Raw genomic sequence first — 22,144 nt, 5'->3', positions numbered from 1 at the left:
CATGAGCGACTACACCGAATTCGAGGCACCGCAAGGACTTCACACCCGTGGCACCGTGGTCGTGGTGCCCGGCCGCGGCGAGACCCACGGCACCTACAGCCGGCTCGGCAGGCGCCTGGCGGCCGACGCCTACCAGGTCCGGGTCATCGACCCGCCCGCCGTCGAGGAGACGGATATCGCCGGCTCGCTGTCCCGGCTGGCGGGCAAACTCGCCGCGGCGGTCGCCGATGCGGAACTGCCCCGCCCGCTCGTGCTGGCCGGTGCCGACTCCGGCGCCGCCGCGATCGCGGCGCTTCTGGCCGGACGCGAGAGGAGCGCGCCGTGGTGGCCCGACGGCGTGGTGCTCGCCGGACTGCCCGGATATGGCGGCGGGGAAACCAAGAACTGGGAGGAGGAGCTGGAGGTCCGGACCTCGTGCGTGGTGCACCGAGGTGTGCTCAGCGGCGACCCGTCCGTCCAGCGGGGCTCCCTTGCGGTGGCGGTCCCGGACGAGCTGCTGGACACCGTGTATGCCGGGGGCGTGGACGTCCCGCAGCTGATCCTGGCCGGGGACGCCGACCCGCTCGCCGACCGCGACGCACTGGCGCGAGCGGTGAAAACGGCGCCGACGGCCCGGTTCTCGGTGGTGCACGGCGCCCATCACGACGTACTCAACGACCGCCAGCACCGCTCGGTGGCCGCGGAGATCGTGACGTTCCTCGAAACCCTGGGCAACAACCTCGTCCCGGTCCTCACCGTGGAATCCAGCACCTGGTAAAAACCTTGCGGCTGCCGGGCCGTCAATGACGAGCCCACGGGGCACCCTGCCCCGTGGCCTCCTCGAAGATCAGCCACGTGCGCGTGGACCGGATCCCTTCGACCGCCTGGATCTGTTCGAGCACGATCTCGCGCAGGGCGGCGTTGTCCGGGGTGCGGACGAGCACCAGCACGTCGAAGTCGCCGCCGACGAGCGCGATGTGCTCGACATACGGGATCTTCCGCAGCCCGCCTTCGATGGTGCGCCACGACGTCTGTTCGACGGTGAGCATCACATACGCGCTCGTGCCCAGCCCGGCCCGCATCGGGTCGATGTCCGCGCTGAACCCGGTGATCACGCGGTCCCGGGTGAGCCGTTCCAGCCGGTTGTAGGCGTTCGCGCGGGAGATGTTCAGCCGGTCGGCCAGTGCGCGGACCGAGATCCGCGCGTCCGCGGACAGCTCCGTGAGCATCGCCTGGTCGATGTCGTCCAGGCTGGCCGTTTGTCCAGCGGCGATGCCGTGTTCCAGGCTAGGTGTAGTCAGATTGCCCATCCGAGCCCCTCTCTATGGCCGATTGTCGCTGATTCCTGCGATTGCTTGAACACTTATTGTCGCACTGGGCAGTATTTGCGCAACAGTCGGCAAGGAGGTCAGGTGCGCGATTTGCTGCCAGGGACCGAACCGGTGCGGTTCGTGAACGAGGACGGTTCGCCCGCTGCGCGGCCCGAAGGGTACGCGGAGCCGCCCGCGGACCGGTTGCGTGAGGCCTACCGGCGGATGGTGCTCGGCCGCCGGTTCGACACCCAGGCGACCGCGCTGACCCGGCAGGGGCGGCTGGCGGTCTACCCGTCGGCGGCGGGGCAGGAGGCCTGCCAGATCGGCGCGGTCCTCGCGCTGCGCGACGACGACTGGTTGTTCCCGACCTACCGGGATTCGATGGCGCTGGTGGCCCGCGGGCTGGACCCGGTGGACCTGATGGCGTTGCTGCGCGGCACCTGGCATGCCGGCTACGACCCGCACCGCACGCACACCGCGCCGCAGTGCACGCCGCTGGCGACGCAGACCCTGCACGCGGTCGGGCTGGCCGACGCGATCCGCCGCCGCGGCGAGGACCGGGTCGTGATGGCCTTCATCGGCGACGGCGGCACCAGTGAGGGCGATTTCCACGAGGCACTCAACTTCGCCGCGGTGTTCCACGCACCGGTGGTGTTCTTCGTGCAGAACAACAGGTTCGCCATCTCCGTCCCGCTGGAGAAGCAGACCGCGGCGGAAGCATTGGCGTACAAGGGAATCGGCTACGGCATCCCGTCGGAACAGGCGGACGGCAACGATCTCGTCGCGGTGCTGTCCGTGCTCGACCACGCGGTGGCGCATGCCCGCGGCGGTCACGGCCCGTTCCTGGTGGAGGCCCACACCTACCGGATCGACGCGCACACCAACGCCGACGACGCGACCCGGTACCGCGACGCCGCCGAAGTGGAGCGGTGGCGCGCGGCGGATCCCTTGGCACGCCTGGAAAAGTATCTCGGCCTGACCGGGCAGGACATCGAAGCGGACAAGGCAGCGGCGGAGGAGTTCGCGGCGCGGTTCCGCGCGGGCATGAACGACGAGCCCGAGGTCGACCCGCTGGAGCTGTTCGCGCACGTCTACGCCGAACCGACCCGCCAGCTCGTCGCGCAGCGGGAGACGTTGCGAGCCGAACTCGCCGCACAGGAGGCGTGACGTGGAGCCGATCACGATGGCGCAGGCGCTCAACGCCGCCCTGCGCGACGCACTCAAGGAGGACGAGCGAGTCCTGGTGTTCGGCGAAGACGTCGGGACGCTCGGCGGGGTTTTCCGGGTGACCGACGGGCTGAGCCGCGACTTCGGTGAGGACCGGTGTTTCGACACGCCACTCGCGGAAGCCGGCATCATCGGGCATGCGATCGGGCTCGCCATGGGCGGGTTCCGGCCGGTGGTGGAGATGCAGTTCGACGCGTTCGCCTACCCGGCGTTCGAGCAGATCACCTCGCACGTGGCGAAGTTGCGTAACCGCACCAAGGGGCGGATCGAGCTGCCGATGGTGATCCGGATTCCGTACGCCGGCGGGATCGGCGGCGTGGAACACCACAGCGATTCCAGCGAGGTGTACTACACGCACACCGCGGGGCTGCGGGTGGTCACCCCGGGCAGTGCGCAGGACGCCTACGATCTGCTGCGCGACGCCGTCGAATCGCCGGACCCGGTGGTGTTCCTGGAACCGAAAGCCCGGTACTGGGCCAAGGAACCCGTGTCGTTCACCCGCACCGGGACGCCGTTCGACCGGGCCCGGATCCGGCGGCAGGGCAACGATGTCACGCTGCTCGCCTACGGGCCGATGATCGCCACCGCGCTGGAGGCCGCCGACGTCGCCGCGACCGAGGGGCGTGACGTCGAGGTTGTCGATCTGCGCACACTGTCCCCGGTCGACGACGAGACGATCACCGAGTCGGTGCGCCGGACCGGACGTGCCGTCGTCGTGCACGAGGCCGCCGGATTCTGCGGGTACGGCGCGGAAATCGCCGCCCGCGTCAGCGAGCAGTGCTTCCATCACCTGCAGGCGCCCGTGCTGCGGGTCACCGGTTTCGATGTTCCTTACCCCGCACCGAAACTCGAAGCACACCACCTGCCGACGGCCGACCGCATCCTCGACGCGATCGACCGGCTCCAATGGGATGACGAGGTCGTTCTCGCGGGGAGTGTGCGAGATGCCTGAATTTCTGCTGCCTGATCTCGGTGAGGGGCTGACGGAGGCGGAAGTCGTCCGCTGGCTGGTCGAGGTGGGTGACGAGATCGTGGTGGACCAGCCGGTCGTGGAGGTGGAGACGGCGAAGGCGTCGGTCGAGGTGCCGTCGCCGTTCGCCGGGGTGATCACCGCGCGGCACGGCGAACCAGGGCAGACGCTGGCCGTGGGCGCGCCGTTGATCACCGTGGCGGCGGCCGGAGGTTTCACCGAACCCGGTGTGGTGACCGCCGGCGAGGGCAGCGGCAACGTCTTGATCGGTTACGGCACTCCGGAACGCCGGAGCAGCCGGCGCCGGCGTTCCGGTGCCACGACGGCGGTCGTGGACGCGCCCGCCGCCCCGGTGGTGATCTCACCGCTGGTGCGGAAGATCGCGCGGGACAACGGAATCGACTTGACGCACCTCACCGGGACCGGTCCACAAGGGATCATCCGCCGAGCGGACGTCGAACTGGCGATGACCGAGCGGGCCGCGGTCGTTCCCGCTCCCCGCGACGGCGCGCAGGACCGGCGGATTCCCTTGCGGGGCTTGAGAAAGGCCATCGCCGACAAGCTCACCACGTCGCGCAGGGAGATCCCGGAGGCCACGGTGTGGGTGGATGCCGACGCGACCGGGCTGCTCGCGGCGCGGGCCGCGATCAACGAGCGGGATCCGGACCATCCGGTGAGCCTGCTGTCCCTGTTCGCGCGGTTCGCGGTGGCCGGGCTGCGTCGTTATCCGGAGCTGAACGCACGGGTCGAAGGCGACGAGATCGTGGTGCTCGGTGCGGTGCATCTGGGGTTCGCGGCGCAGACCGATCGTGGGCTCGTGGTGCCGGTGGTGCGGGACGCCGGCCGGCTCAGCACCCGGGCGCTCGCCGAAGGGATCGCCGCCCGCACCGCCGCGGCGCGGGACGGGAGCCTGCCGCCGGCCGAACTGACCGGCGGCACCTTCACGGTGAACAACTACGGGGTCTTCGGCGTGGACGGTTCGGCGGCGATCATCAACCACCCGGAGGCGGCGATCCTCGGCATCGGCCGGATCATCGAACGCCCGTGGGTGGTCGCCGGCGAGGTGGTGCCCCGCACCATCTGCCAGCTAACCCTGACGTTCGACCACCGAGTCTGCGACGGCGCCACCGCCGGCGGCTTTCTCCGCTTCGTCGCCGACTGCACCGAATCCCCACTCTCCGCCCTCGGCGAGCTGTAGGTGAACTACTTGCGCGGATCGACGGCCGGGATCGGGAGTTGCCCTCTGGTCCAGTCTTCGTTGATCCAGGTTTCGGCGGGATCGAAGCACGGCGGCTGTGCCCGGTCCTCGGGCGCGCCGGCGAGGAAGTTCAGGATCCACATGTTCGCCGCCGGGCCCGCGGTGCACAGGTGATAGCCGGCGGGTACCGCGACCAGCGAGCGGTTCCTGATGGAGAAGGAGTCGTCAAGGTCCAGGTCGGCGGCGAAGTTGCGATGCCACCCGAAACCGACGTCGCGATCGAACCGGAAATAGTAGGTCTCTTCGAGATAGGGCGAACCGTCGGCGCCGTCGTGCCGATGCGGCGGCCAGCCCGCGTACCCGCCGCGCGGGACCCATGCTTCGTAGACGATCAGGCTCTCGGCCGGGATCGGGTCGGCCAGTGGCGAGGTGACCTGCCGGACGGCGGGGCCGCCGCCACGTACGACACTGGCCATTTCGTGCCGGCGCACGAGCCTGGCGGGGTGAAGCCCGGCCGCCGGGGCGGTCCCGAGGGCGATCTCGGAATCAGCCACCGCGGCGACGGTCACCCGCTGTTTCGGTGGGACGTAAGCGATCTCGGCCATTTCGGCGAAGACGCTGCCGCGGTGGATACGGGCGTCCAACCCGGCGCCGTGGACCTCGACAGCCCCCTCGACGAGCACGACCGCCGTCTCGTGGGTCGGGCTGTCGAGGTCGAGCCGGTCACCGGCCGCAAGGGACACAACCTCGACGCCAAGGTACTTCCAGCCCGTGTCCTTGGTGGTGAGCTGGACGATCTTCGTGCTCACGACACCACCTCGCCCAGTTGACCGGGGTCGAGCGCGGACATGCCGATATCGCTCAGCGCCGGGAATCCGGTCGAGCAGAAGGGCTGTTCGACGGTCCAACCCGCCACCCGCATGGCCAACCGTAGCGAGTCCCCCCAGCCGAAACCCGCGAGCCGGGCGGCGATCAGCGAGCCCGCGGTCGCGTCGCCGCCGCCGACGGTGCAGACCGGACTGACGGCGTGAGCGGGCACCGAGATCTCCTCCTTGCCGTCCACCAGCAAGGAGGCGCCCTGCGCGCCCCGCTTGAGCACGACCAACGGGAATGGCGCGGTGCCAAGGGTTTTTTCCACCCCGGTGATGTCATCGGCAGCGAGACCGAAAAGCGCGGCGAATTCGGCCTCGGTCCCGATGAGCACCGACGCACCGTAGACCAATGCCCGGTTCGCCCTGGCGTACTCGGACAGGTCGGGCCAGGTGCTCGGTCGCAGATCGAGATCCCACCAGACTCCGATCGCGAGCCGGTCCGCCTCCGCACAGACCGCCCGGACGGTCTCGGCCATTTCGCCGCGGGCGATCGCGTCGGCGGAGACGGCGATCGCCTCGAGTGAACCCCAGGGCAGTTGCGGCACGACCGATGGCTCGACATGCGAGTCGGCAGGGTCGTGCCGGTAGAACTGCCGCTCGCCCTGGTCCGCGGCCACCGTCGCCAGCAGCGCCAGTGACGTGGCGCCGGCACGGGTGAACACCCAGTCGGTACGAACTCCGGTCGCCGCCAGCTGGTTGCGCAGCAACTGGCCGGTGAAGTCCGCACCGACCGCGGACAACACCGCCGAGGGCAACCCCAGCCGTTGCGCCACGATGGCGATATTGGTCGGGCTGCCGCCGATCGACGCCCGGAACGACGTCGCATCCGCCATTCTCACGCCGAGTTCCTTGGCATAGAGGTCGAGATTCATCCGGCCGACGGTGAGCAGCCGGGGCGGCTCCCGATCCAGGGGCGCGCCACTGCCGGGGCTCATCGCGTTCCGGCGGCTTCGTCGGTGCCGAGGGTGCTCAGCCAGCGCTGTTGCACCTTGTTCCGGACATAGTCTTCGCGGGCTTCCCGCACGGCGGGCATCTCGGACACCTCCGCGGTGGCCATGTCCCACCAGCAGGTGGAGTAGCCGGGAACACGCTCGTGCCAGTCGGTTTCCACGACGATGGCGGTCGTCTCCGCCGACCCGCGCGCGTCGATGAGCGCCTTCTCGAATTCATCGAGGCTGGACACGGTGAGCACGCGCGCGCCGAGACCTTCGCAGATCTTGCCGAGGTCGTGGTGCTGCACGTCGCCCGAATATTTCCCGTCCGGGCCACGGAAATGGTAGTGGCAGCCGAATCCTTCGCAGCCGACCTGCTCGGACACGTTGCCGACACTGGAATAGCCGTGGTTGTCGATGAGCACCAGGGTGATCTTGATACGTTCCCGAACAGCTGTGGCGAGTTCGGAATTCATCACGACGGGGCGCGTAGCGACTGCCTTTGCCGGGCTTCCGCTGAACATCCCGCAAGGACCGCTATACCGCTGACACATACCTAAGAGAAAATATAGTATATTGAAACGTGGAGCTCTGTTCGCCGGGCCGGTGGTGGCTTCACTTCTTGCTGACTACGGTGCCGATGTTCTCAAAGTCGAGCGCACTCGAGATGACTCACTGCGCAGCTTGGGGTGGAGCAAGGACGGGGTGCCGCTTTGGTGCGCCTTGGCCGCACGGAACAAGAATGTGTGGCGCTTGACCTGTCGAAACCCGAAGGGCAGGAAATTCTCCGCGAGCTGGTGGGGAATGCTGACGTTCTGATCGAGAACTTCCGTCCCGGGACCTTGGAGCGATGGGGGCTGGGGCCTGACGAGTTGCATACGATCAACAGTCGGCTGGTAATCGTACGTACCACCGCGTTTGGGCAGGACGGGCCTATGCCCAGCGTCCCGGGTTCGGAACGCTGGCCGAATCGATGTCCGGTTTCGCGGCCATCAATGGGTGGCCGGACAAGCCGCCGGTGCTGCCCCCTTCGCCCCCGGTGACAGGGTGGCTGCGCTTGTCGGTGCCTTCGCGACCACGCTGGCGCTCTGGTGGCGGGACACGAGTGAGTCGGGCCGTGGTCAAGTGATCGATCTGTCGATCTACGAGACGTTGTTCTGGATTCTCGGTCCCCAGACCCTGGTTTATGATCAGTTGGGCATCGTCCAGGGCCGCTCGGGTAATGCGGCGCCGTTTGTTGCCCCACGGAACGCCTATCAGGCCAAAGATGGCTCTTGGCTGGGCCTGTCTGCCAGCGCTCAGTCGATCGCAGAACGGGTCATGCGTCTGATCGGCAGGGACGATCTGGTCCAGCAGCCGTGGTTTCGGGACAACAGCGGTCGCGTCGAGCACGCCCCCGAGATGGACGCCGCTTAGGACTGGATCGGTGTACGTACTGCTGACGAAGCGATCGTGGCTTTCGAAGAGGCGGGAGCAGTGATCGCGCCCATTGTACACGGTCGATGAGCTTGTCCAAGATCCACAGTTCATCGCCCGGGAAGCGATCGTGAAAGCTCCCCGTCCACGGCTGGGACCGCTACTCATGCAGAACCTGATCGCGCGCCTCAAACAAAACCCTGGTCAGGTACGGTTCACAGGACGCGACCTCGGGGAGGACAACGAGGAGATCTATGCCAAGACGCTCGGGACGACGGTTGAACAACTCGCACAGCTACGTGACAGTCAGATCATCTGATACCGAAGAAGCTACGTTCCATTGACGGTTGTCGATGGGTGACAATAGAGTCGCCGTGAAACCTCAGCTTGCTGGAGACGTTTCCGTCTCCCGATAACCGGACAGTGCCGCTCGCCGACTGGGACCCGCGCGTCGTCGCACGACTACCTTTGTTCCCGTGCGTGGCGTCACATACGGATTCGCATACTGGTCGGTATCGATACCCTGCTCGGCGGCTCAACCGGCTGTTGTGCTGCAAAAAGCAGGCCTTCGCAAGGGTGACGTTTTGACTGTGGTGATGCCGGCGCTCCGCTTGTCTGTGCTTCGTGATTTCTTGACTTTTCTGTGAAAAATGAACTCAGGAATTCCTTATGGACCCAAACCGTGTGGAACGACGAGGAGATTTCCGGATGACTCATTGGGACGCCCATGCCATACGTGCGCTGATGTTCGTTCCGGGAAGCGACGAACATAAACTCGCCAAAGTGTGGTCGTACGGATCCGACATGACTGTCGTCGACCTCGAGGACGCCGTGGCCGTCGGGCAGAAACTGGTCGCTCGTGACCGCGCGTCCGCGGCCATTTCGGCATACGGCCGGGAGTCGGTTGCCGCGGCGCGGGTAAACCCCGTGGAAAGCGATTGGTTCGAGGGCGACGTCTCGGCCGTTGTCCTGTCTGGGCTCGATGTCATCGTCCTCCCCAAGGTCGAGACCGTGCAGACTCTGCGGCACGCTGACGCTGTCATCGCGGCTGCCGAACGCGCTGCCGGGTTGACGGTTGGTGCAATCCGGCTGCTGGTCTCGATCGAGACGCCTATTGGAGTCGCCCGGTGCGAGGAGCTGCTGGCGAAAGCCCCGGACCGCACTTTCACCGCGGTGTTCGGCTCCGGCGACTTCTCCACAGCACTGGGAGTCGATCTCACGGTCGACGCGACCGAGATCCTCTACGCCAGGTCGCGGATCGTCATCGCCACGAGAGCTGCCGGGTTCCCAGCGCCCATCGATGGCGCGTGGTTCAGTCTCGACGACGATCAGGGACTCGAAGCGGACAGTGCGCGGTCGCGCCAATTGGGATTTCAGGGCCGCGTCGCACTGCACCCCAAACAGCTGGACACGATCCTGCGGTCCTATGCGAGTCTCGACGAAGATGAGGAGGCACTGAACCGCCGGATCGTCGAGGCCTTCGAGACGGCCGAAAAGGATGGCGTCGCATCAATTCGCGTTGACGGCCGTTTTGTTGACTACCCGATCTACCGCTTGGCCAGAGAACGGATAAGTCGATACGAATCCTGGCGGACGGCGGCACTCGACAATGGTGCGGTCTAGGTGCCGAACGTGATACCGAAGGTGGCGAACAGAGACGTTGGCTTATGACACATAACGATACTCAGGTTTGCGGCGAAGTAGCCGATGGATTCGAGCCGGTACGCGAAGGGTTCACCGGGCAGCTCGGTGATATCGGTGAAGGAGGCGCGGCCTTCGCGGCCGCCGTCCGAGGCCGGCCCGTCGTCGATCTGTGGGCAGGCGAGGCTGGCACAAGTCCGTGGTCGCGCACGTCTTGTCGAATTCGGTCGGACTACCGACTGTTCCGGGATACGAAGAGGTTTTCGGCACGAATGGGCAAGGATTTGAGTAAACGTCCGAGGTCCTGCGTCGCCTGGCGTCGGCGTCACCCGAATGGCCGCCCGGCACCACCCACGGTTACCATGGCCTTACCTATGGATGGCTGGTCGGAGAAATTGTCCGCCGCGCTGCCGGGACCTCGGCGGGCGCCATTTTTCGTGAGCGTATCGCGAAACCTCAGAAGTTGGATATCGACCTCGGTACACCGGCGCGACAGCAGGCTCGAGTGGGGCCGATATTGCCTTATCAACCGATGAAGGAGGCGAAGTACGACCGGACCCCGTACTTCAGGCGCTTGTCTTTCGCGGTCGACGGATACGGTTTCATGAGCTACTACGACGTGACGTTGAATGGTCCGAAATATGTCGCCATGGAGTTTCCGTCCTTCAACGCGACGGGGGCCGCGCGCTGTCGCCAATCTGTACGGGACGCTTGACGATGACGCGCACGACGGGATTGCACGCCTGCTTAATCAGCGGACGATCCGGTTGTTCGCGGCTGAGCATGGTCGAGCGACCGACGCCGCGGATGGTATCGAGAAGCGCTGGGGCCAGGGGTTCCAACTGCGTGAACCGGTACATGCGGACGCGCTGGACAGTTGGGGGCCGCACGATGAGGCTTTTGGTTTCAACGGTGGTGGGGGCCAGGTTGCCCTCGCCGACCCGGCGAGCGGGGTCGGTGCATGTTTCGTGCGGAGTCGGCATTCGTGGAAATCGGCTGTGGGAGGGCGCCTCGTGGACGCATTCTATGCGTGCTTGCAAGAGATTCGGCCTCTCGAGCTTCAATTTGGTCAAGCAAGCCTGGGAGTAACTGTATTTGGGGAATTGGCAGGAATGACTGGTTTTCCGATGTAGGATCCTCTGGCGGTTTTCCGTGCTTCATCATGGGTGTTTGTGGCGATTGTCTGTTCGCGAGGCTCGCCGAGGTTGAGACCGCGAGACGGTCGCCGGGTATACCGACGGCTTCATTCATGAACCCCATTGACGCCGTCTCGGCCAAGCATGCGGGTGGCCCACGAAGACCGTCGTAATCATTTCCGACACCGATTACTGCATGTGTAATGAACGACAGAGGAGTCGTCATGCAAGCACCATCTCCCGGGCATGCCCCACTACGACTGGAATTAGCCGCACGCCGCAACCGCCGAGACTTTCTGCGGCTCAGCGCATTACCGGCGCTGGTCTCGCACTGGGCGTTCCAGCCATTACCGCATGCCAGAACGGCAATACGGAGCCGGGTGCTGTGGGAACACCGTCGCCAACACCTACGGGCGTACTGCGGGTGGCAAATAACGGCGAACCGATCAGCTTCGACCCGGCAATTGGCGCCAGCATCGCTGACAGGGGGACACCGCACACAATGTGGACGAAAGCCTGGTGCGGTACAAGGACGACAGCAGTGACCTCGAGGGAGTTCTCGCAACGAGTTTCGAATCTTCCCCGGATGCTCGCGAGTGGGTTTTCCATCTCCCCGACGGTGTCGTCTTCCATGACGGTGAACCCTTTACGGCATCGGCGGCGAGAGCCTCGTTCGAGTATGCGAAGAACAGCGCCGGCGCGTTCGGAGATTTCCTGCCTTCGAAAGCTGTCTACGACGACTCTGATCCACACGCAGTGCGGGTCGTGCTGCCGGCGCCATTCTCTGATCTCGCTGCAACCTGTCGGTTCTGCGCGTCATTTCCCCGAAGCTGATTCGCGCTGGGGCCGCTGCGGTGGCGAAGACACCGACTGGAACCGTTCCCTTCAAGTTCGTCAGCTACACGACCGCGCGAAACGTCATTCTGGAGGCCAACCCTGGCTATCGTGGGACAGGTCCGTACTTGCAGCGGCTGGAATTTCCTATCATCATTGACGCCGATGCCCGGGTAGCCGCACTGCGGTCAGGCAGCATTTGACGTGGTCTTACGTCTGGCCCCGCAGAACGCCGCATCGCTGCGGCGCAACACGGACATCGAGGTTGTTCAGAACAGCTCGTGGGCCGTGGGCCGGCTGTCGCTTGCCACCCAGACCGCGCCGTTGGACAACCCCAAGGTGAGGCAGGCACTCACCCATGCGATCGATCGTCAAGCGCTCGTCAAGGCAGTGCTGGGCGGAGTCGGGGGAGCGGTTGGTGACAGTTGGGTCCGTCCAAGGGCAGGTTCTCAATCTGTTGATGACACTGCAGAAGAAGCACCATTTCGCCGGTATCCTCGTCACCCATGACCTGGCGGTCGCGAGGGTTCTCGCCGACGACGTTCTCGTTCTGCGGCGCCGACAGGTTCTGTTCCAAGGTGAGGTAAGTCAGCTCCTCGACCCCGCAGCCGAACTTGATGACTACGTCCACGGACTTGTTCGCACCTCCGAGGAATCGGAGCTACCTGTGTTGCCGACGCCACCATTCTCGAAGTCGGCATGGACGTCGTTGTCCTCGGTTGTCTCGCACCCTCGCGCGTGACCGATCAAGTCCGGAAAATGTGAGGTGCGACGGGTATTCGCCGACGATCCACCCCCGAACTCGACCGATTCGCTGAGATCGCCGACATTCGGCTCGGATACCGGTTCACCGAGCTGTCGGCGCGAGCCGACTTCTCACATCTCGACCGCGCGCGAGCGTGACCGACGGAGCCTCACCGCTGGGTGGCGATGCGTTCCACCAATGCGGTGACCCGATGGCCCACCATGCGGCGCATGACGAGGGAGGTTGTGGTGCGTTCCACGCCGTCGATGGCGAGGACCCGGCCGGCGATGCGGTAGAGGTCGTCGGCGTCGCGGGCGACCGCCTGGACCAGCAGGTCGCCCTCGCCGCTGAGGCCCAGGACCTCGATGACTTCCGGCACGCCGGCCAGTGCGTCGCCGACCCGGTCCAGTTTGCGTTGCTCGACGGTGACGCTCAGATATGCGGTGAGCGGGTAGCCGAGCGCCGCGGGATCGATCCGCCGTTCGAGGCTGCCCAGCACCCCGTTTTCCTCCAGCCGGGTCAGCCGGGCCTGCACTGTGTTACGGGACAGGCCGGCGTGCTCGGCCAGTGCCAGCGCCGTCCCGCGCGGGTTCCGGGTGAGTGCCAGCAGCAACCTCGCGTCGATGGCGTCGATCGGGGCCGGCTTCTTGTCCGGGTCACTGTGCATCGTGCCTGCCCTCCCGAGGCCCTGTGCAGGATGCCTTCCCTGAACGCATCGCTTGTGCAGTGAGCTTACTGGTGGTGCGCTGGCCGGGCATGGTGCGCACCGGCCTCAAACGGGTTCGACGTCCCGCGCCGTTCGCGGTCGTTGCCGGTACAGGGCGATCGCACAAATCCCGCCGATTGTGGACAGGCCGAGCCAGGGGAGTGCGGGTACGCCGGCTCCCTGTGCCCAGCTGAGCACACTGCCGGTGAACAGGTTCCCGGCCAGGATGCCGATGCCGACGATGGTGTTGTAGAGCCCGTAGTGGGTGGCGACGAGACGGTCTTGAGCCATCGTGGCGATGGTGTCCATCTCGAACGGGAACACCATCAACGTGCCGAGCGAGAGCAAGGCGCTCGACAGCAGCAGCGGCACCCAGGCCAGGGCGTGGCCGAGCAGTCCCGTAGGCAGTGCCGGCGGCAGCAACGCCACGGCCAGCAGTGCCATCCCGGCCGGCAGGGTCCGGGTGGGCCCGAGAACCCGGCGGCACCAGGCGGTCACGCGCAACTGGCACGTGAGCGCCAGCGCGCTCTCGATGAGGAACAAGACCGTGACCAGCACATCGCTGTCCGCCCCCGCAACGGTGCGCGCCTGGTCGGGAAGCGCCAGATAGATCTGGAACGACAGCAGGTAGGCCCCGGTCATCGCCGCGGCGAAGGCGAGCAGCCGCCGGTTCCCGGCCGCGGTGCGAATGTCCTCCCGTATCCGGCCTTCGCGCGGCGGGACCTCCCGCTTGGGCAGCGCCCGGATCTGCAGGAGGGACAGCGCGGCGAACACCGCCGCGGCGCTCAGGCACGCGACACGGAAACTCACCGAAAGCAGTGCCACACCGAGAAGTGGACCGGCCAGCCCCCCGATCCGGAAGACGACATTGGAGATCGCGAACGCCTCGATACGCCGCTCGCCCGCCTCCATCGCCAAGCCGACCCGCACGGCCGGGGTGAACAATGCGCCGGCCAGGCCGGTGATCATCGCGGCCGGAATCAACGTGGGCAAAGTGGTGACGACGCCCAGCAAAGCAAATCCCGCGGTGCGCAACAGACAGCCGAGAATCACCGGAAGCCGGTATCCGAATCGATCCGTGATCGTCCCGCCGAGCAGAAACATTCCCTGCTGGAAGAAATTGCGGACGCCCAGGACCAGCCCCACCGCCCAGCCCGCCAGGCCCAGTTGTTCCGACAGGTAAAGGGAAAGGTACGGCAGGAGCATGAAGAAACCGAGGTAGATCCCCAGTTGGTTCACCAGCAGAATACGGACCCGGTAATCGAAACCCCGGAATTCGCGCAACAGACCGATCATGGCCCGGCGACAATCCGATTCCCGCTCGCGATCACCGCCTCACCGTACGGCCGGCAGAACCGCGATGCCAGAAAGTTTGCATAGACTTGAGGTCCTGCAGATGATCAGCGCATGAGCGTTTACCGGTGTGGGGTCACGCCTTCGGTGAGCCGGCCGGCGACCGTGTGCAGCTGATGCAACTGGGTGCGGGTGAGCCGGCTGATGACCAGGTCGCGGACCGCCGCCAGGTGATGCGGCGCCGTTTCCACCACCTTCGCGTAGCCCTCGTCGGTGAGCACCGCTTCGGTGGAACGGGCGTCGTCGGCGCAGGTTTCCCGCCGCACCCACCCGCGCCCCTCCAGGCGTTTCACCAGGTGTGACATCCGGGAGAGCGACCCGTGGGAGAAGGCCGCGAGCTCACTGATCCGCATCGACCGCCCCGGCACCTCCGAAAGCCGGGACAGCACCAGATATTCGAAATGGGTGAGTTCGGCCACGGCCTGCATCCGGGAGTCCAGCACCGGTGGCAGCACGACGAGCAAGGTGCTGAGGCTCAACCACGCCGCCGCTTCGTCCGCGTCCAGCCACTGCTCGTCATTTCCCACGATCTCAGGGTACGATACGTGAACGTTCATGTAATTACCCGACGATCAAGTGATCGGGGAGAGGACACGGTGACCGTGGACAGACTGATCAGTCTGGGGCTGGATACGTTCGGCGAACCGGGAAACGGCCCCGGCGGGCAGCTGGTGAGCCACCCGCAGGCCATCCGCGACGTCGTCGCCGAGGCGGTCGCCGCGGACGCACTGGGGCTCGACTATTTCGGGGTCGGCGAGCACCACATCGACGAGATGCCGATATCGGCCCCGGAGGTGGTACTGGCCGCGATCGCCGCGCGGACAAGCCGTATCCGGCTCAGCTCGGCGGTGACGGTGCTCAGCTCCGACGATCCCGTCCGGGTCTACCAGCGTTTCGCCACGGTGGACGCGGTGTCGGGCGGACGGGCCGATGTCATGCTCGGTCGCGGTTCCAGCATCGACTCGTTTCCGTTGTACGGGTTCGACCTGGCCGACTACGAGCTGCTGTTCGAGGAAAAGCTCGACCTTTTCGCCAAACTGCGTGACGAACAACCGATCACCTGGCAAGGGCGGACCCGGGCCCCGCTCACCGGCCAGGAGGTCGTCCCGCGTACCGAAGCCGGCCTGCCGGTCTGGGTCGGGGTCGGCGGGAGCCCGCCGTCGGTCGTCCGGGCCGCCCGGCATGGCCTGCACGTGATGTTCGCCGTCATTGGTGGTGACCCGGTGCGCTTCGCACGATTGGCGGATCTCTACCGCTCGGCTTTCGACCGGTTGGGCGGTTCTCCCGGCCTCCTCGGGGTGCACGCCCCCGGGCATGTCGCCGCCACCGACGAGGAGGCCGCCGAAGAATACTGGCCGTTCTACCGGGATTTCCTGCCGGAAAAGCGGGCCGCGCGGGGGATTCCGCAGCCGACGCCGGAATCGTTCCGGCATGAGATCGGCCCCACCGGAGCCCTGTTCGTCGGCTCGCCGGACACGGTCAGCAAGAAGATCGTGCGCACCATGACGGCGCTCGGCGCGCACCGATTCGACCTGAAATACGGCATCGTCGGCCTTCCGCACGCCAGCGCGCTGCGGGCGATCACCCTGTTCGGCAGCGAGGTCGCGCCCCGGGTCAGAGCCGCCATCGGCCAAGCCGTCCCGAATCCCACGAGATAGGTGACACAATATGCAGTTCGGGCTTTTCAGTGTCGGGGACATCTCCACCGATCCCGTCACCGGCACCACGCTCACCGCGGCGGAACGGCTGCAGGCCATGGCGCGTGTCGCGACCCACGCCGAGGAGGCGGGGTTCGACGTCTACGCCCTCGGCGAGCACCACAACCCGCCGTTCCTGTCCAGCTCGACCGCCACCATCCTGGCCTACCTCGCCGCCCGCACCAGCAGGCTCGTGCTGTCCACCTCGACCACCCTGATCACCACGAACGACCCCGTCACGATCGCCGAAAACTTCGCCACCCTGCAGAACCTCGCCGGTGACCGGGTCGATCTCATGCTCGGCAGGGGAAACACGCCGGCGGTCTACCCGTGGTTCGGCAAGGACATCGAAGCCAGCATCGCGCTCGCCGTGGAGAACTACGAACTGTTGCGGCGGCTGTGGGATGAGGACACGGTCAGCTGGTCGGGACGGTTCCGCACGCCGCTGGTCGGGTTCACCGCGACCCCGAGGCCGTTGCACGGCAAGCCACCGGGCGTCTGGCACGGCTCGGTGAGCACGCCGCAGATCGCCGAGCAAGCCGCGCGTTACGGCGACGGGTTCTTCGTCAACAACCTGTTCATGCCGGTCGGGCACTTCGCCAGGACCGTCGCGTTCTACCGTCAGCGCTTCGCGTGGCACGGCCACGGCAGCGAAGCGGAGGCGATCGTCGGGGTCGGCGGCGGCGCGTACGTGCACCGCAACTCCCAGGACGCCTACCGGGGATACGAACCGTACTTCCGGGCCAACAGGGCGAACCGGGGCGCGCGCCTGGACGACGCGGTGCGCACCACCGGGCTGACCGTCGGCAGCCCGCAGCAGGTGATCGACAAGATCATGTCCTTCCCCGCGCAATTCGGGCCGTATCACCGGCAGTTGTTCGGGCTCGACTTCGGCGGGGTGCCGGAATCCTCGCTGCACGAGCAACTCGACCTGTTCGGCAGCGAGGTCCTGCCGGTGTTGCGGCGGGAAATGCCGCAGCCGCCCGAAGGCACGGCCTGGGCGGCTTTTCCCGCCGTCACCGGGTTTCAGGAGGCCGGCGGGGTGCGGTAACCGCCGGTCAGGCCGTCCGCGGTCATGGTCAGGTGCCGGACCAGGACCGCGGTCGCGGTGGCGGCATCGCGGGCCAGCGGCGCGCCAGTTCGCTGGCCGACCACCTACGGTCGAAGATCTCCAGCAGAATCGGATTACCGCAGCCCTCCAATGCGTCGGTTCCGCTTCCGGCCGATCCGCTCGTTGCGCTGTGGCAGCAGATTCACCGTGCTGCGCGAATGGCGTGGCGACGCGCATCTCGTCGTGCTGGCCGCCAACGACCTCGGGCCGTGCCACGGCAACGTCATCCAACGCCGCGACCGGCCGCCTTCCGGTGGGGGTGATCCGGGCGACCCGCGGATGGGACGACGAGGAGTGGGCCGGGGCGACGGCACGTGCCGCACGGGGCTGGCTCGACGCGGACGGGACCGTGACCGACGCCGGAATCGCGGCGCGCGAGCGGATCGAGGTGGAAACCGATGAGCGGTGCGCCGCGCTGTGGGAGCCGATCGGGGGCACGGGCGCCCGTCGCCTCGCGGAGCTCATCGCGCCGGTCAACGACGCCTTCACCGCCGCCGGAACATGCCGGCAGCTGCGTTGACCCACGCCTCGCCCTGCGATCGATGCCAACGGGGCCGCGTTAGTCTCCGGTATGCGCATGGACACGCGACGGGTCAGTGCCGATGACCTGCTCATCCTGCTCGAGGTCGCCCGCTCCGGACGTCTCACCAGGGCGGCCGAGGTGCTCGGGCTCAGTCACACGACGGTCGCACGCCGCATCGAGTCGCTGGAGCGGGTACTCGGCAGCAAGGTACTGGTCCGGACCACGACCGGCTGGGACCTGACCCCGCTCGGCCGGCGGGCGCTGCGGACCGCGGAGCAGCTCGACCAGGCGTTGCACGAGTTGCGCACCGGAGACGACGACGCGCTGCTCGACGACGTCGTGCGGCTTTCGACGCCGGACGCGTTCAGCGTCCTGGTCGCCGCACCGGCCGCGGCCCGGCTGCGGACCCGGCATCCACGGCTGCAAATCGAGATCGTCTCCGCGACCCGTCCGGCGGGCACGCACCGCTCCGGGCTGGACATCGAGGTGGTGGTCGGCGAACCCCGCGTGCTGCGCGCCGACGCCTTCAAACTCGCGTCCTACACACTCGGGCTGTTCGGATCGCGCGACTATCTCGCCACCCACGGCGCGCCGGAATCGGTCCGGGAACTCACCGCGCATGGGCTGGTCTATTTCATCCCGTCGATGTTGCAGATCGACGACCTCGACGTCGGGCGCCGGGTCGTGCCGGAGATGCGCGACGCGGTGACATCGACCCACGTGTTCGCCCATGTCGCCGCGACGCGGGCGGGCGCCGGCCTGGGATTGCTGCCCACCTTCCTCGCCGAACGCCATGACGATCTCGTCCGGGTGCTGCCCGAAGAGATCACGGGAACGGTGGACTACTGGCTGGTCACCCGGACCGAAGCGTTACGCCGGCCCGCCGTGGCCGCCACCGTGGCGCAGCTCAAAGACAGCGCGGCCGCCCTCTCGTCCGGCACCGCGGGGAACCCGGTCAGCTGATCGTCGCCGTCACCGGAGCGGCGCCGGCAACCTCGCCGGTCACCACATCGCCCGCCTTGACGGGCCTCGGCGGCGCCGCCGCACCCGTGATCACGACCTCGCCCGCCCGCAGCCCGCAGCCGTGACGGGTGACCGCGTCGACGAGCCACACCAGTGCCGCGCAGGGATCGCCGAGGGCATCGGCGCCGCTGCCTTCGGACACGATCTCCCCGTTGATACGCAGGACGACCCGCCGGTCCTTCAGCTCGCCGGGCGACCACTGCCGTATCGGCTCGCCGAGAACGACGTAGGCGGTGCAGGCCAGATCGGCCACCAGCTGGGCCTCGCCGGCGGCCGGGACGTCGGCGTATCGGGAGTCCGGGATATCGATCGCCGGCAGGACGTCGGCCACCGCCGCCAATACCGTTTCCCGGTCATACGGGCGCTCGCGCGCGGGCAGATCGGTGCCGAGCCGGAAGGCGATTTCCGGCTCGGCCGAGGCCATCGAAGTGAGCGGCACGCCGGCGCCGGAGGCGCGGAGCCCGCCGGCGAGCAGCGGCCCCGCGATCGGGCCTGGGACACCGATATGCGCTTGCCCCGCCGGGCTGCTGGCCGCGATCTTCCACCCGATCCGCGGCCCGGCCAGCTCGGTGAACGCTTGCTGAACGGCCCACGCGCCGGCGACCGTGACCGGACGGATCTCCGCCGGCAGTGCACCGCCGGGGGTCCGGTTCTGCCAGCGCTGCCACAGCATTTCCGCGGCGCGCCAGGCGTCGGTCTGCCCGGTCGCCGTCACGCGTCCGCCGAGACTCGCAGCACGATCTTGCCCAGGTGCGCGTCCGACGCCACGACGTCCTGCGCGCCGAGCACCTCGGTCCAGGGCAGCACCCGGTCGATCCGCGGGTCCAGCCTGCCCTCACTGAGCGCCTCGATGAGGTCCGCGCGGACCCCGGCGGCGATGGCCGCCTTCTCGTCGGCGTCCCGGGTGCGGAAGGTGACGCCCACCAGCTCAAGTCGTTTGACCGCAAGGGTTTCCATGTCGAGCGTGCCCTCGGCGCCGCCGAGCCTGCCGACCCCGACGATCCGGCCTTTGAGCGCGGCCGCCTTGACGTGGTCGGCCAGATACGGCCCGCCGACGTGGTCGACGATGACGTCCACGCCGCGCCCGTCCGTGGCCGCCAGCACGGCCTCGGCGAAGCCACCGGAGCCGGTGTCCACGACGATGTCGGCGCCCAGTTCCGTCAGGAAATCCTCGTCACGAAGGGACCGCACCGCAGCGATGACCCGGCCGGCCCCCAGCTCGTTCGCGATCCGGATGGTCGCCTGCCCGACACCTGAGCGAGCCGCGTTGACCAGAACGGATTCCCCCGGCACGAGCCGGCCCGCGGTGCGCAGCGCGTTGTGCCCGGTCATCAGGGCGAGTACCGCCGCGGCCCCCATCTCGAACGACCACGAGTCCGGCAACCGGATCGGCATCCGGGCGTCGACCACGACCTGCTCCGCGAGTCCGCCACCGGCCATCGTCATCACCCGGTCACCGGTGGCGAGACCGGAGTCCGCATCGGCATCGAGGACGACCCCCGCGCAGTCCAGGCCCACCACCGTCGGCCCCGCGGTGGCGTCCGCACTGACGTGGGTACCGGCGCGGACGGCGAGATCCGCCCGGTTGACCGACGCCGCCCGCACGCCGATGAGCACCTGACCGGCGTTCCGGACCGGTGCGCCGAGCTCGCGCTGCTGGATCGTCGCACCCGACGCGGTGCCGGCGACCACCATGGCCTTGATCGAGTTCACGTTCCTGGTTCCCTTCCACGCTGCGAGCCCATCGTCGGTGCCGGTCAGCGGCGGGGGCAATAGCGGATCCCGCACCCCGCATGTGCGGGAACGCACGCCCATCGGCCCCGGCCGGCTGTGCATCGATGCACGCGGAACGTGCGAAGAACGGCATTGCGTGTGCGCATTCGGGAGGTGAGGCTACGTCGGTGAGCGTGAGCACCGGCACCTTCAGCGACCTGTGGCGGCGAGCCGTCGACGAGTACGGCGAGTCGCCGTTTCTCCTGTTCCGTGCGGACTCCGGCGAGACCACCAGCTGGACCTACGCCGAGTTCGACGACGTGGTTTCCCGGGTGGCCGGGACACTCGCCGAGTCGGGGGTGCGGCCGGGTGCCGCGGTCCACCTCGTGCTCCGCAACTGCCCCGCGTTCGTGGCGCTCTGGCTGGCGGTCGCGCGGCTCGGCGCCTGGATGGTCCCGGTGGACCCGGCGTCGGCGTCGCGCGATATCCGGAGCCAGCTCCGCCGCGTGGCGCCGGCAATCTCGATGGTGGCCACCACCCGGCTCGCCGCCTTCCAGGACGGTGCCGGTGGCGCCGCCGTCATCGAGCTCGCCGAAGACGCCTCCGACCTAGAACCCGGGGCGCCGTTGTTACAGGGCGCGCCCCTGTTACGGGGCGAGCCGGTCACCCCGGAAGACCGGCTCGCCGTGATGTTCACGTCCGGCACCACGTCCGAGCCGAAAGGCGTGGAGGTCACCCACGCCAACTATGTCTCGGCCGCCACCGCGATGGCCGCGGCGGCGAAGCTGGCGGCGCGGCACCGGTGGTTCGTCACGCTGCCGCTCTTTCACGCCAACGCGCAGTACTACTGCTTTGCGTCCGCGATCGGCGTGGGTGCGAGCGTGGCGCTGACCGCGTCGTTCTCCGCGTCGGGCTGGGTCCCCGCCGCACGCGAACTCGACGTCACGCACGCCAGCCTGTTCGCGGCGCCGATCCGGATGATCCTGGCACGCTGCCCGGACAGCGAGCCTCCGCTCGCCCTTGACCACGTCTGGTTCGCGCAGAGCCTCGGCACCGAGCATCACAAGGCGTTCGGCGAGCTCGCCGGCACGCTGCCACGCCAGCTGTACGGCATGACCGAGACCATCGCGATCGTCACCGCGGACACCCGCGAACCCCCGGTGCCCGACATCATCGGCCCGCCGTTCGGTGGCCGCGAGGTCCGGCTTGTCGTCGACGGCCAGGACGTTGCGGACGGGGTGCCGGGTGAGATCTGGGTGCGCGGCGTGCGGGGCAAGGACCTGTTCGCCGGCTATCTCGACGCCCCGGAGATCAACGCGAGAGCGTTCACGCCGGACGGGGATCGGTCGTGGTTCCACACCGGCGACCTGGCCGTCCGCGGTGAGGACGGCGCGTTGCGCTTCGTCGGCCGGGTCGACGACGTGATCAAGGTGGCCGGCGAGAACGTCAGCCTCACCGAGGTCGAGGCGGCGGTGGCCCAGGCCCCGGGGGTGCTGGAAGTCGCGCTGGTGGCCCAGCCCGATCCGGTGCGCGACCACGTTCCGGTGGCCTACGTCGTGCCCAAGGACAAGTCGGCCCCGCCGGCAGTGGCGGACCTCCAGGAGTGGGCGGTGCGGCATCTCGCCCCCGCCGCCCGGCCCCGGGCGTGGCATTTCATCGACGAGCTCCCACGCACGAGCGTCGGAAAAATCCGCCGGTTTCGCATCGCCAGCTAGGCCGGCGACATCCGTCCGGACGGGACAGCTTGCCGGTCTC

General features: G+C 67.6%; 27 protein-coding genes and 3 pseudogenes. 19 read left to right on the top strand and 11 right to left on the bottom strand.

Features of this window, described 5'->3' with window-relative positions:
• Position 1 precedes the first annotated feature (1 nt).
• The gene (locus tag GKO32_RS10370; RefSeq protein WP_154756591.1) at positions 2-757 is read left to right on the top strand and encodes an alpha/beta hydrolase; all 756 of its coding nucleotides are present in this window, start codon (positions 2-4) and stop codon (positions 755-757) included.
• Positions 758-779: 22 nt separating this feature from the next.
• On the opposite strand, the gene GKO32_RS10365 is transcribed toward GKO32_RS10370, so the two are convergent.
• The gene (locus tag GKO32_RS10365; RefSeq protein WP_154756590.1) at positions 780-1,289 is read right to left on the bottom strand and encodes an Lrp/AsnC family transcriptional regulator; all 510 of its coding nucleotides are present in this window, start codon (positions 1,287-1,289) and stop codon (positions 780-782) included.
• A gap of 102 nt (positions 1,290-1,391) precedes the next feature.
• Here GKO32_RS10365 and pdhA point away from each other — a divergent pair, with 102 nt between their 5' ends.
• The 3 genes from pdhA to GKO32_RS10350 are packed head-to-tail and all read left to right on the top strand — an operon-like array spanning position 1,392 to position 4,687.
• The gene (pdhA, locus tag GKO32_RS10360) at positions 1,392-2,459 is read left to right on the top strand and encodes a pyruvate dehydrogenase (acetyl-transferring) E1 component subunit alpha (protein WP_312867767.1); all 1,068 of its coding nucleotides are present in this window, start codon (positions 1,392-1,394) and stop codon (positions 2,457-2,459) included.
• A 16-nt stretch (positions 2,460-2,475) separates the two neighbouring features.
• A complete protein-coding gene (locus tag GKO32_RS10355) occupies positions 2,476-3,471 on the top strand; it encodes an alpha-ketoacid dehydrogenase subunit beta (RefSeq protein WP_154756627.1) in 996 nt (331 codons plus the stop codon).
• A complete protein-coding gene (locus GKO32_RS10350; RefSeq protein WP_154756588.1) occupies positions 3,464-4,687 on the top strand; it encodes a dihydrolipoamide acetyltransferase family protein in 1,224 nt (407 codons plus the stop codon). The genes GKO32_RS10355 and GKO32_RS10350 overlap by 8 nt, the downstream gene beginning before the upstream one ends.
• 5 nt (positions 4,688-4,692) lie before the next feature.
• Here the strand turns inward: GKO32_RS10350 and GKO32_RS10345 are convergent, their stop codons facing one another.
• Genes GKO32_RS10345 through GKO32_RS10335 form a run of 3 tightly spaced genes read right to left on the bottom strand, consistent with a single transcriptional unit; the run spans position 4,693 to position 6,967 of the window.
• On the bottom strand, positions 4,693-5,496 hold the full coding sequence (locus GKO32_RS10345; RefSeq protein WP_166459480.1) for a 5-deoxy-glucuronate isomerase: 804 nt from the start codon (positions 5,494-5,496) through the stop codon (positions 4,693-4,695).
• Positions 5,493-6,494, bottom strand: coding sequence for a carbohydrate kinase family protein (locus GKO32_RS10340; protein ID WP_154756586.1), 1,002 nt, complete (start codon positions 6,492-6,494; stop codon positions 5,493-5,495). Before GKO32_RS10340 ends, GKO32_RS10345 begins: the two co-directional genes overlap by 4 nt.
• Positions 6,491-6,967: a thiamine pyrophosphate-dependent enzyme gene (locus tag GKO32_RS10335; protein WP_246243439.1), complete on the bottom strand. Its 477-nt coding sequence runs from the start codon at positions 6,965-6,967 to the stop codon at positions 6,491-6,493. The genes GKO32_RS10340 and GKO32_RS10335 overlap by 4 nt, the downstream gene beginning before the upstream one ends.
• Before the next feature lie 130 nt (positions 6,968-7,097).
• Between GKO32_RS10335 and GKO32_RS40120 the strand changes: the two are divergent.
• From GKO32_RS40120 to GKO32_RS40470, 9 genes and pseudogenes are all read left to right on the top strand, one after another.
• Positions 7,098-7,534: pseudogene (locus tag GKO32_RS40120) on the top strand (CoA transferase).
• Positions 7,535-7,538: 4 nt separating this feature from the next.
• Positions 7,539-7,907: a CoA transferase gene (locus GKO32_RS38905; RefSeq protein ID WP_312867766.1), complete on the top strand. Its 369-nt coding sequence runs from the start codon at positions 7,539-7,541 to the stop codon at positions 7,905-7,907.
• A gap of 130 nt (positions 7,908-8,037) precedes the next feature.
• On the top strand, positions 8,038-8,226 hold the full coding sequence (locus GKO32_RS38900) for a hypothetical protein (protein ID WP_312867773.1): 189 nt from the start codon (positions 8,038-8,040) through the stop codon (positions 8,224-8,226).
• Positions 8,227-8,576: 350 nt separating this feature from the next.
• Positions 8,577-9,530: an HpcH/HpaI aldolase/citrate lyase family protein gene (locus GKO32_RS10325; RefSeq protein WP_154756584.1), complete on the top strand. Its 954-nt coding sequence runs from the start codon at positions 8,577-8,579 to the stop codon at positions 9,528-9,530.
• A gap of 322 nt (positions 9,531-9,852) precedes the next feature.
• A complete protein-coding gene (locus GKO32_RS39710; protein ID WP_154756626.1) occupies positions 9,853-10,263 on the top strand; it encodes a serine hydrolase domain-containing protein in 411 nt (136 codons plus the stop codon).
• Complete coding sequence (locus GKO32_RS40485) at positions 10,178-10,681, top strand: serine hydrolase (RefSeq protein ID WP_154756583.1); 504 nt, start codon at positions 10,178-10,180, stop codon at positions 10,679-10,681. Before GKO32_RS39710 ends, GKO32_RS40485 begins: the two co-directional genes overlap by 86 nt.
• Before the next feature lie 507 nt (positions 10,682-11,188).
• On the top strand, positions 11,189-11,518 hold the full coding sequence (locus GKO32_RS40480; RefSeq protein WP_154756582.1) for an ABC transporter substrate-binding protein: 330 nt from the start codon (positions 11,189-11,191) through the stop codon (positions 11,516-11,518).
• 20 nt (positions 11,519-11,538) lie between these two features.
• Positions 11,539-11,721: an ABC transporter substrate-binding protein gene (locus tag GKO32_RS40475; protein WP_166459476.1), complete on the top strand. Its 183-nt coding sequence runs from the start codon at positions 11,539-11,541 to the stop codon at positions 11,719-11,721.
• A 1-nt stretch (position 11,722) separates the two neighbouring features.
• A pseudogene (locus GKO32_RS40470) lies at positions 11,723-11,872 on the top strand (hypothetical protein); the annotation flags it as partial.
• A gap of 28 nt (positions 11,873-11,900) precedes the next feature.
• On the opposite strand, the gene GKO32_RS38890 reads toward GKO32_RS40470, so the two are convergent.
• The 4 genes from GKO32_RS38890 to GKO32_RS10285 form a co-directional block, all read right to left on the bottom strand.
• On the bottom strand, positions 11,901-12,149 hold the full coding sequence (locus GKO32_RS38890; protein WP_246243415.1) for a hypothetical protein: 249 nt from the start codon (positions 12,147-12,149) through the stop codon (positions 11,901-11,903).
• A gap of 283 nt (positions 12,150-12,432) precedes the next feature.
• Positions 12,433-12,930 (bottom strand): Lrp/AsnC family transcriptional regulator, encoded by a 498-nt coding sequence (locus tag GKO32_RS10295; RefSeq protein WP_154756580.1) that lies wholly within the window; start codon positions 12,928-12,930, stop codon positions 12,433-12,435.
• 105 nt (positions 12,931-13,035) lie between these two features.
• The gene (locus tag GKO32_RS10290; RefSeq protein WP_246243414.1) at positions 13,036-14,253 is read right to left on the bottom strand and encodes an MFS transporter; all 1,218 of its coding nucleotides are present in this window, start codon (positions 14,251-14,253) and stop codon (positions 13,036-13,038) included.
• Positions 14,254-14,384: 131 nt separating this feature from the next.
• The gene (locus GKO32_RS10285; RefSeq protein ID WP_312867765.1) at positions 14,385-14,849 is read right to left on the bottom strand and encodes a MarR family winged helix-turn-helix transcriptional regulator; all 465 of its coding nucleotides are present in this window, start codon (positions 14,847-14,849) and stop codon (positions 14,385-14,387) included.
• A 69-nt stretch (positions 14,850-14,918) separates the two neighbouring features.
• Between GKO32_RS10285 and GKO32_RS10280 the strand changes: the two genes are divergently transcribed.
• Together GKO32_RS10280 and GKO32_RS10275 are read left to right on the top strand one after the other, a co-directional pair.
• On the top strand, positions 14,919-15,980 hold the full coding sequence (locus GKO32_RS10280; RefSeq protein WP_312867764.1) for an LLM class flavin-dependent oxidoreductase: 1,062 nt from the start codon (positions 14,919-14,921) through the stop codon (positions 15,978-15,980).
• A gap of 10 nt (positions 15,981-15,990) precedes the next feature.
• Positions 15,991-17,070 carry a CE1758 family FMN-dependent luciferase-like monooxygenase gene (locus GKO32_RS10275; protein ID WP_154756577.1) on the top strand — a complete coding sequence of 360 codons (1,080 nt, stop codon included), beginning with the start codon at positions 15,991-15,993 and terminating at the stop codon, positions 17,068-17,070.
• Here the strand turns inward: GKO32_RS10275 and GKO32_RS10270 are convergent.
• Positions 17,046-17,174, bottom strand: coding sequence for a hypothetical protein (locus GKO32_RS10270; protein WP_376765943.1), 129 nt, complete (start codon positions 17,172-17,174; stop codon positions 17,046-17,048). The genes GKO32_RS10275 and GKO32_RS10270 overlap by 25 nt on opposite strands.
• 46 nt (positions 17,175-17,220) lie before the next feature.
• Between GKO32_RS10270 and GKO32_RS40465 the strand changes: the two are divergent.
• From GKO32_RS40465 to GKO32_RS10260, 3 genes and pseudogenes are all read left to right on the top strand, one after another.
• Positions 17,221-17,319: pseudogene (locus tag GKO32_RS40465) on the top strand (hypothetical protein); the annotation flags it as partial.
• Positions 17,294-17,650, top strand: a complete 357-nt coding sequence (locus tag GKO32_RS10265) for a helix-turn-helix domain-containing protein (RefSeq protein ID WP_208024353.1) — start codon at positions 17,294-17,296, stop codon at positions 17,648-17,650. The pseudogene GKO32_RS40465 and the gene GKO32_RS10265, both read left to right, overlap by 26 nt.
• Before the next feature lie 57 nt (positions 17,651-17,707).
• On the top strand, positions 17,708-18,616 hold the full coding sequence (locus GKO32_RS10260) for a LysR family transcriptional regulator (RefSeq protein ID WP_154756576.1): 909 nt from the start codon (positions 17,708-17,710) through the stop codon (positions 18,614-18,616).
• Here GKO32_RS10260 and GKO32_RS40115 read toward each other — a convergent pair.
• Together GKO32_RS40115 and GKO32_RS40110 are read right to left on the bottom strand one after the other, a co-directional pair.
• A complete protein-coding gene (locus tag GKO32_RS40115; RefSeq protein WP_154756575.1) occupies positions 18,609-19,391 on the bottom strand; it encodes a 2-keto-4-pentenoate hydratase in 783 nt (260 codons plus the stop codon). The genes GKO32_RS10260 and GKO32_RS40115 overlap by 8 nt on opposite strands.
• A complete protein-coding gene (locus GKO32_RS40110) occupies positions 19,388-20,389 on the bottom strand; it encodes a zinc-binding dehydrogenase (RefSeq protein WP_208024352.1) in 1,002 nt (333 codons plus the stop codon). The genes GKO32_RS40115 and GKO32_RS40110 overlap by 4 nt, the downstream gene beginning before the upstream one ends.
• Before the next feature lie 188 nt (positions 20,390-20,577).
• On the opposite strand from GKO32_RS40110, the gene GKO32_RS10245 reads away from it, so the two are divergent.
• A complete protein-coding gene (locus GKO32_RS10245) occupies positions 20,578-22,104 on the top strand; it encodes a class I adenylate-forming enzyme family protein (RefSeq protein ID WP_312867763.1) in 1,527 nt (508 codons plus the stop codon).
• The last annotated feature ends 40 nt before the right edge of the window (positions 22,105-22,144 follow it).

Origin of the sequence: Amycolatopsis pithecellobii, from assembly GCF_009707865.1 — a bacterium.
GTDB classification, from domain to species: domain Bacteria; phylum Actinomycetota; class Actinomycetes; order Mycobacteriales; family Pseudonocardiaceae; genus Amycolatopsis_E; species Amycolatopsis_E pithecellobii.
Note: the sequence above shows the minus strand (reverse complement) of the source record. Positions and strands in the feature narration are given on the sequence as shown.

What these genes read in the sequence shown, in the direction of transcription:
- GKO32_RS10370 (WP_154756591.1), top strand. Translation starts at nt 2, where the DNA reads ATGAGCGACTACACCGAATTCGAGGCACCGCAAGGACTTCACACCCGT.
- GKO32_RS10365 (WP_154756590.1), bottom strand. Translation starts at nt 1,289, where the DNA reads ATGGGCAATCTGACTACACCTAGCCTGGAACACGGCATCGCCGCTGGA.
- GKO32_RS10355 (WP_154756627.1), top strand. Translation starts at nt 2,476, where the DNA reads ATGGCGCAGGCGCTCAACGCCGCCCTGCGCGACGCACTCAAGGAGGAC.
- GKO32_RS10350 (WP_154756588.1), top strand. Translation starts at nt 3,464, where the DNA reads ATGCCTGAATTTCTGCTGCCTGATCTCGGTGAGGGGCTGACGGAGGCG.
- GKO32_RS10340 (WP_154756586.1), bottom strand. Translation starts at nt 6,494, where the DNA reads ATGAGCCCCGGCAGTGGCGCGCCCCTGGATCGGGAGCCGCCCCGGCTG.
- GKO32_RS10335 (WP_246243439.1), bottom strand. Translation starts at nt 6,967, where the DNA reads ATGAATTCCGAACTCGCCACAGCTGTTCGGGAACGTATCAAGATCACC.
- GKO32_RS10325 (WP_154756584.1), top strand. Translation starts at nt 8,577, where the DNA reads ATGGACCCAAACCGTGTGGAACGACGAGGAGATTTCCGGATGACTCAT.
- GKO32_RS40485 (WP_154756583.1), top strand. Translation starts at nt 10,178, where the DNA reads ATGGTCCGAAATATGTCGCCATGGAGTTTCCGTCCTTCAACGCGACGG.
- GKO32_RS10295 (WP_154756580.1), bottom strand. Translation starts at nt 12,930, where the DNA reads ATGCACAGTGACCCGGACAAGAAGCCGGCCCCGATCGACGCCATCGAC.
- GKO32_RS10275 (WP_154756577.1), top strand. Translation starts at nt 15,991, where the DNA reads ATGCAGTTCGGGCTTTTCAGTGTCGGGGACATCTCCACCGATCCCGTC.
- GKO32_RS10260 (WP_154756576.1), top strand. Translation starts at nt 17,708, where the DNA reads ATGGACACGCGACGGGTCAGTGCCGATGACCTGCTCATCCTGCTCGAG.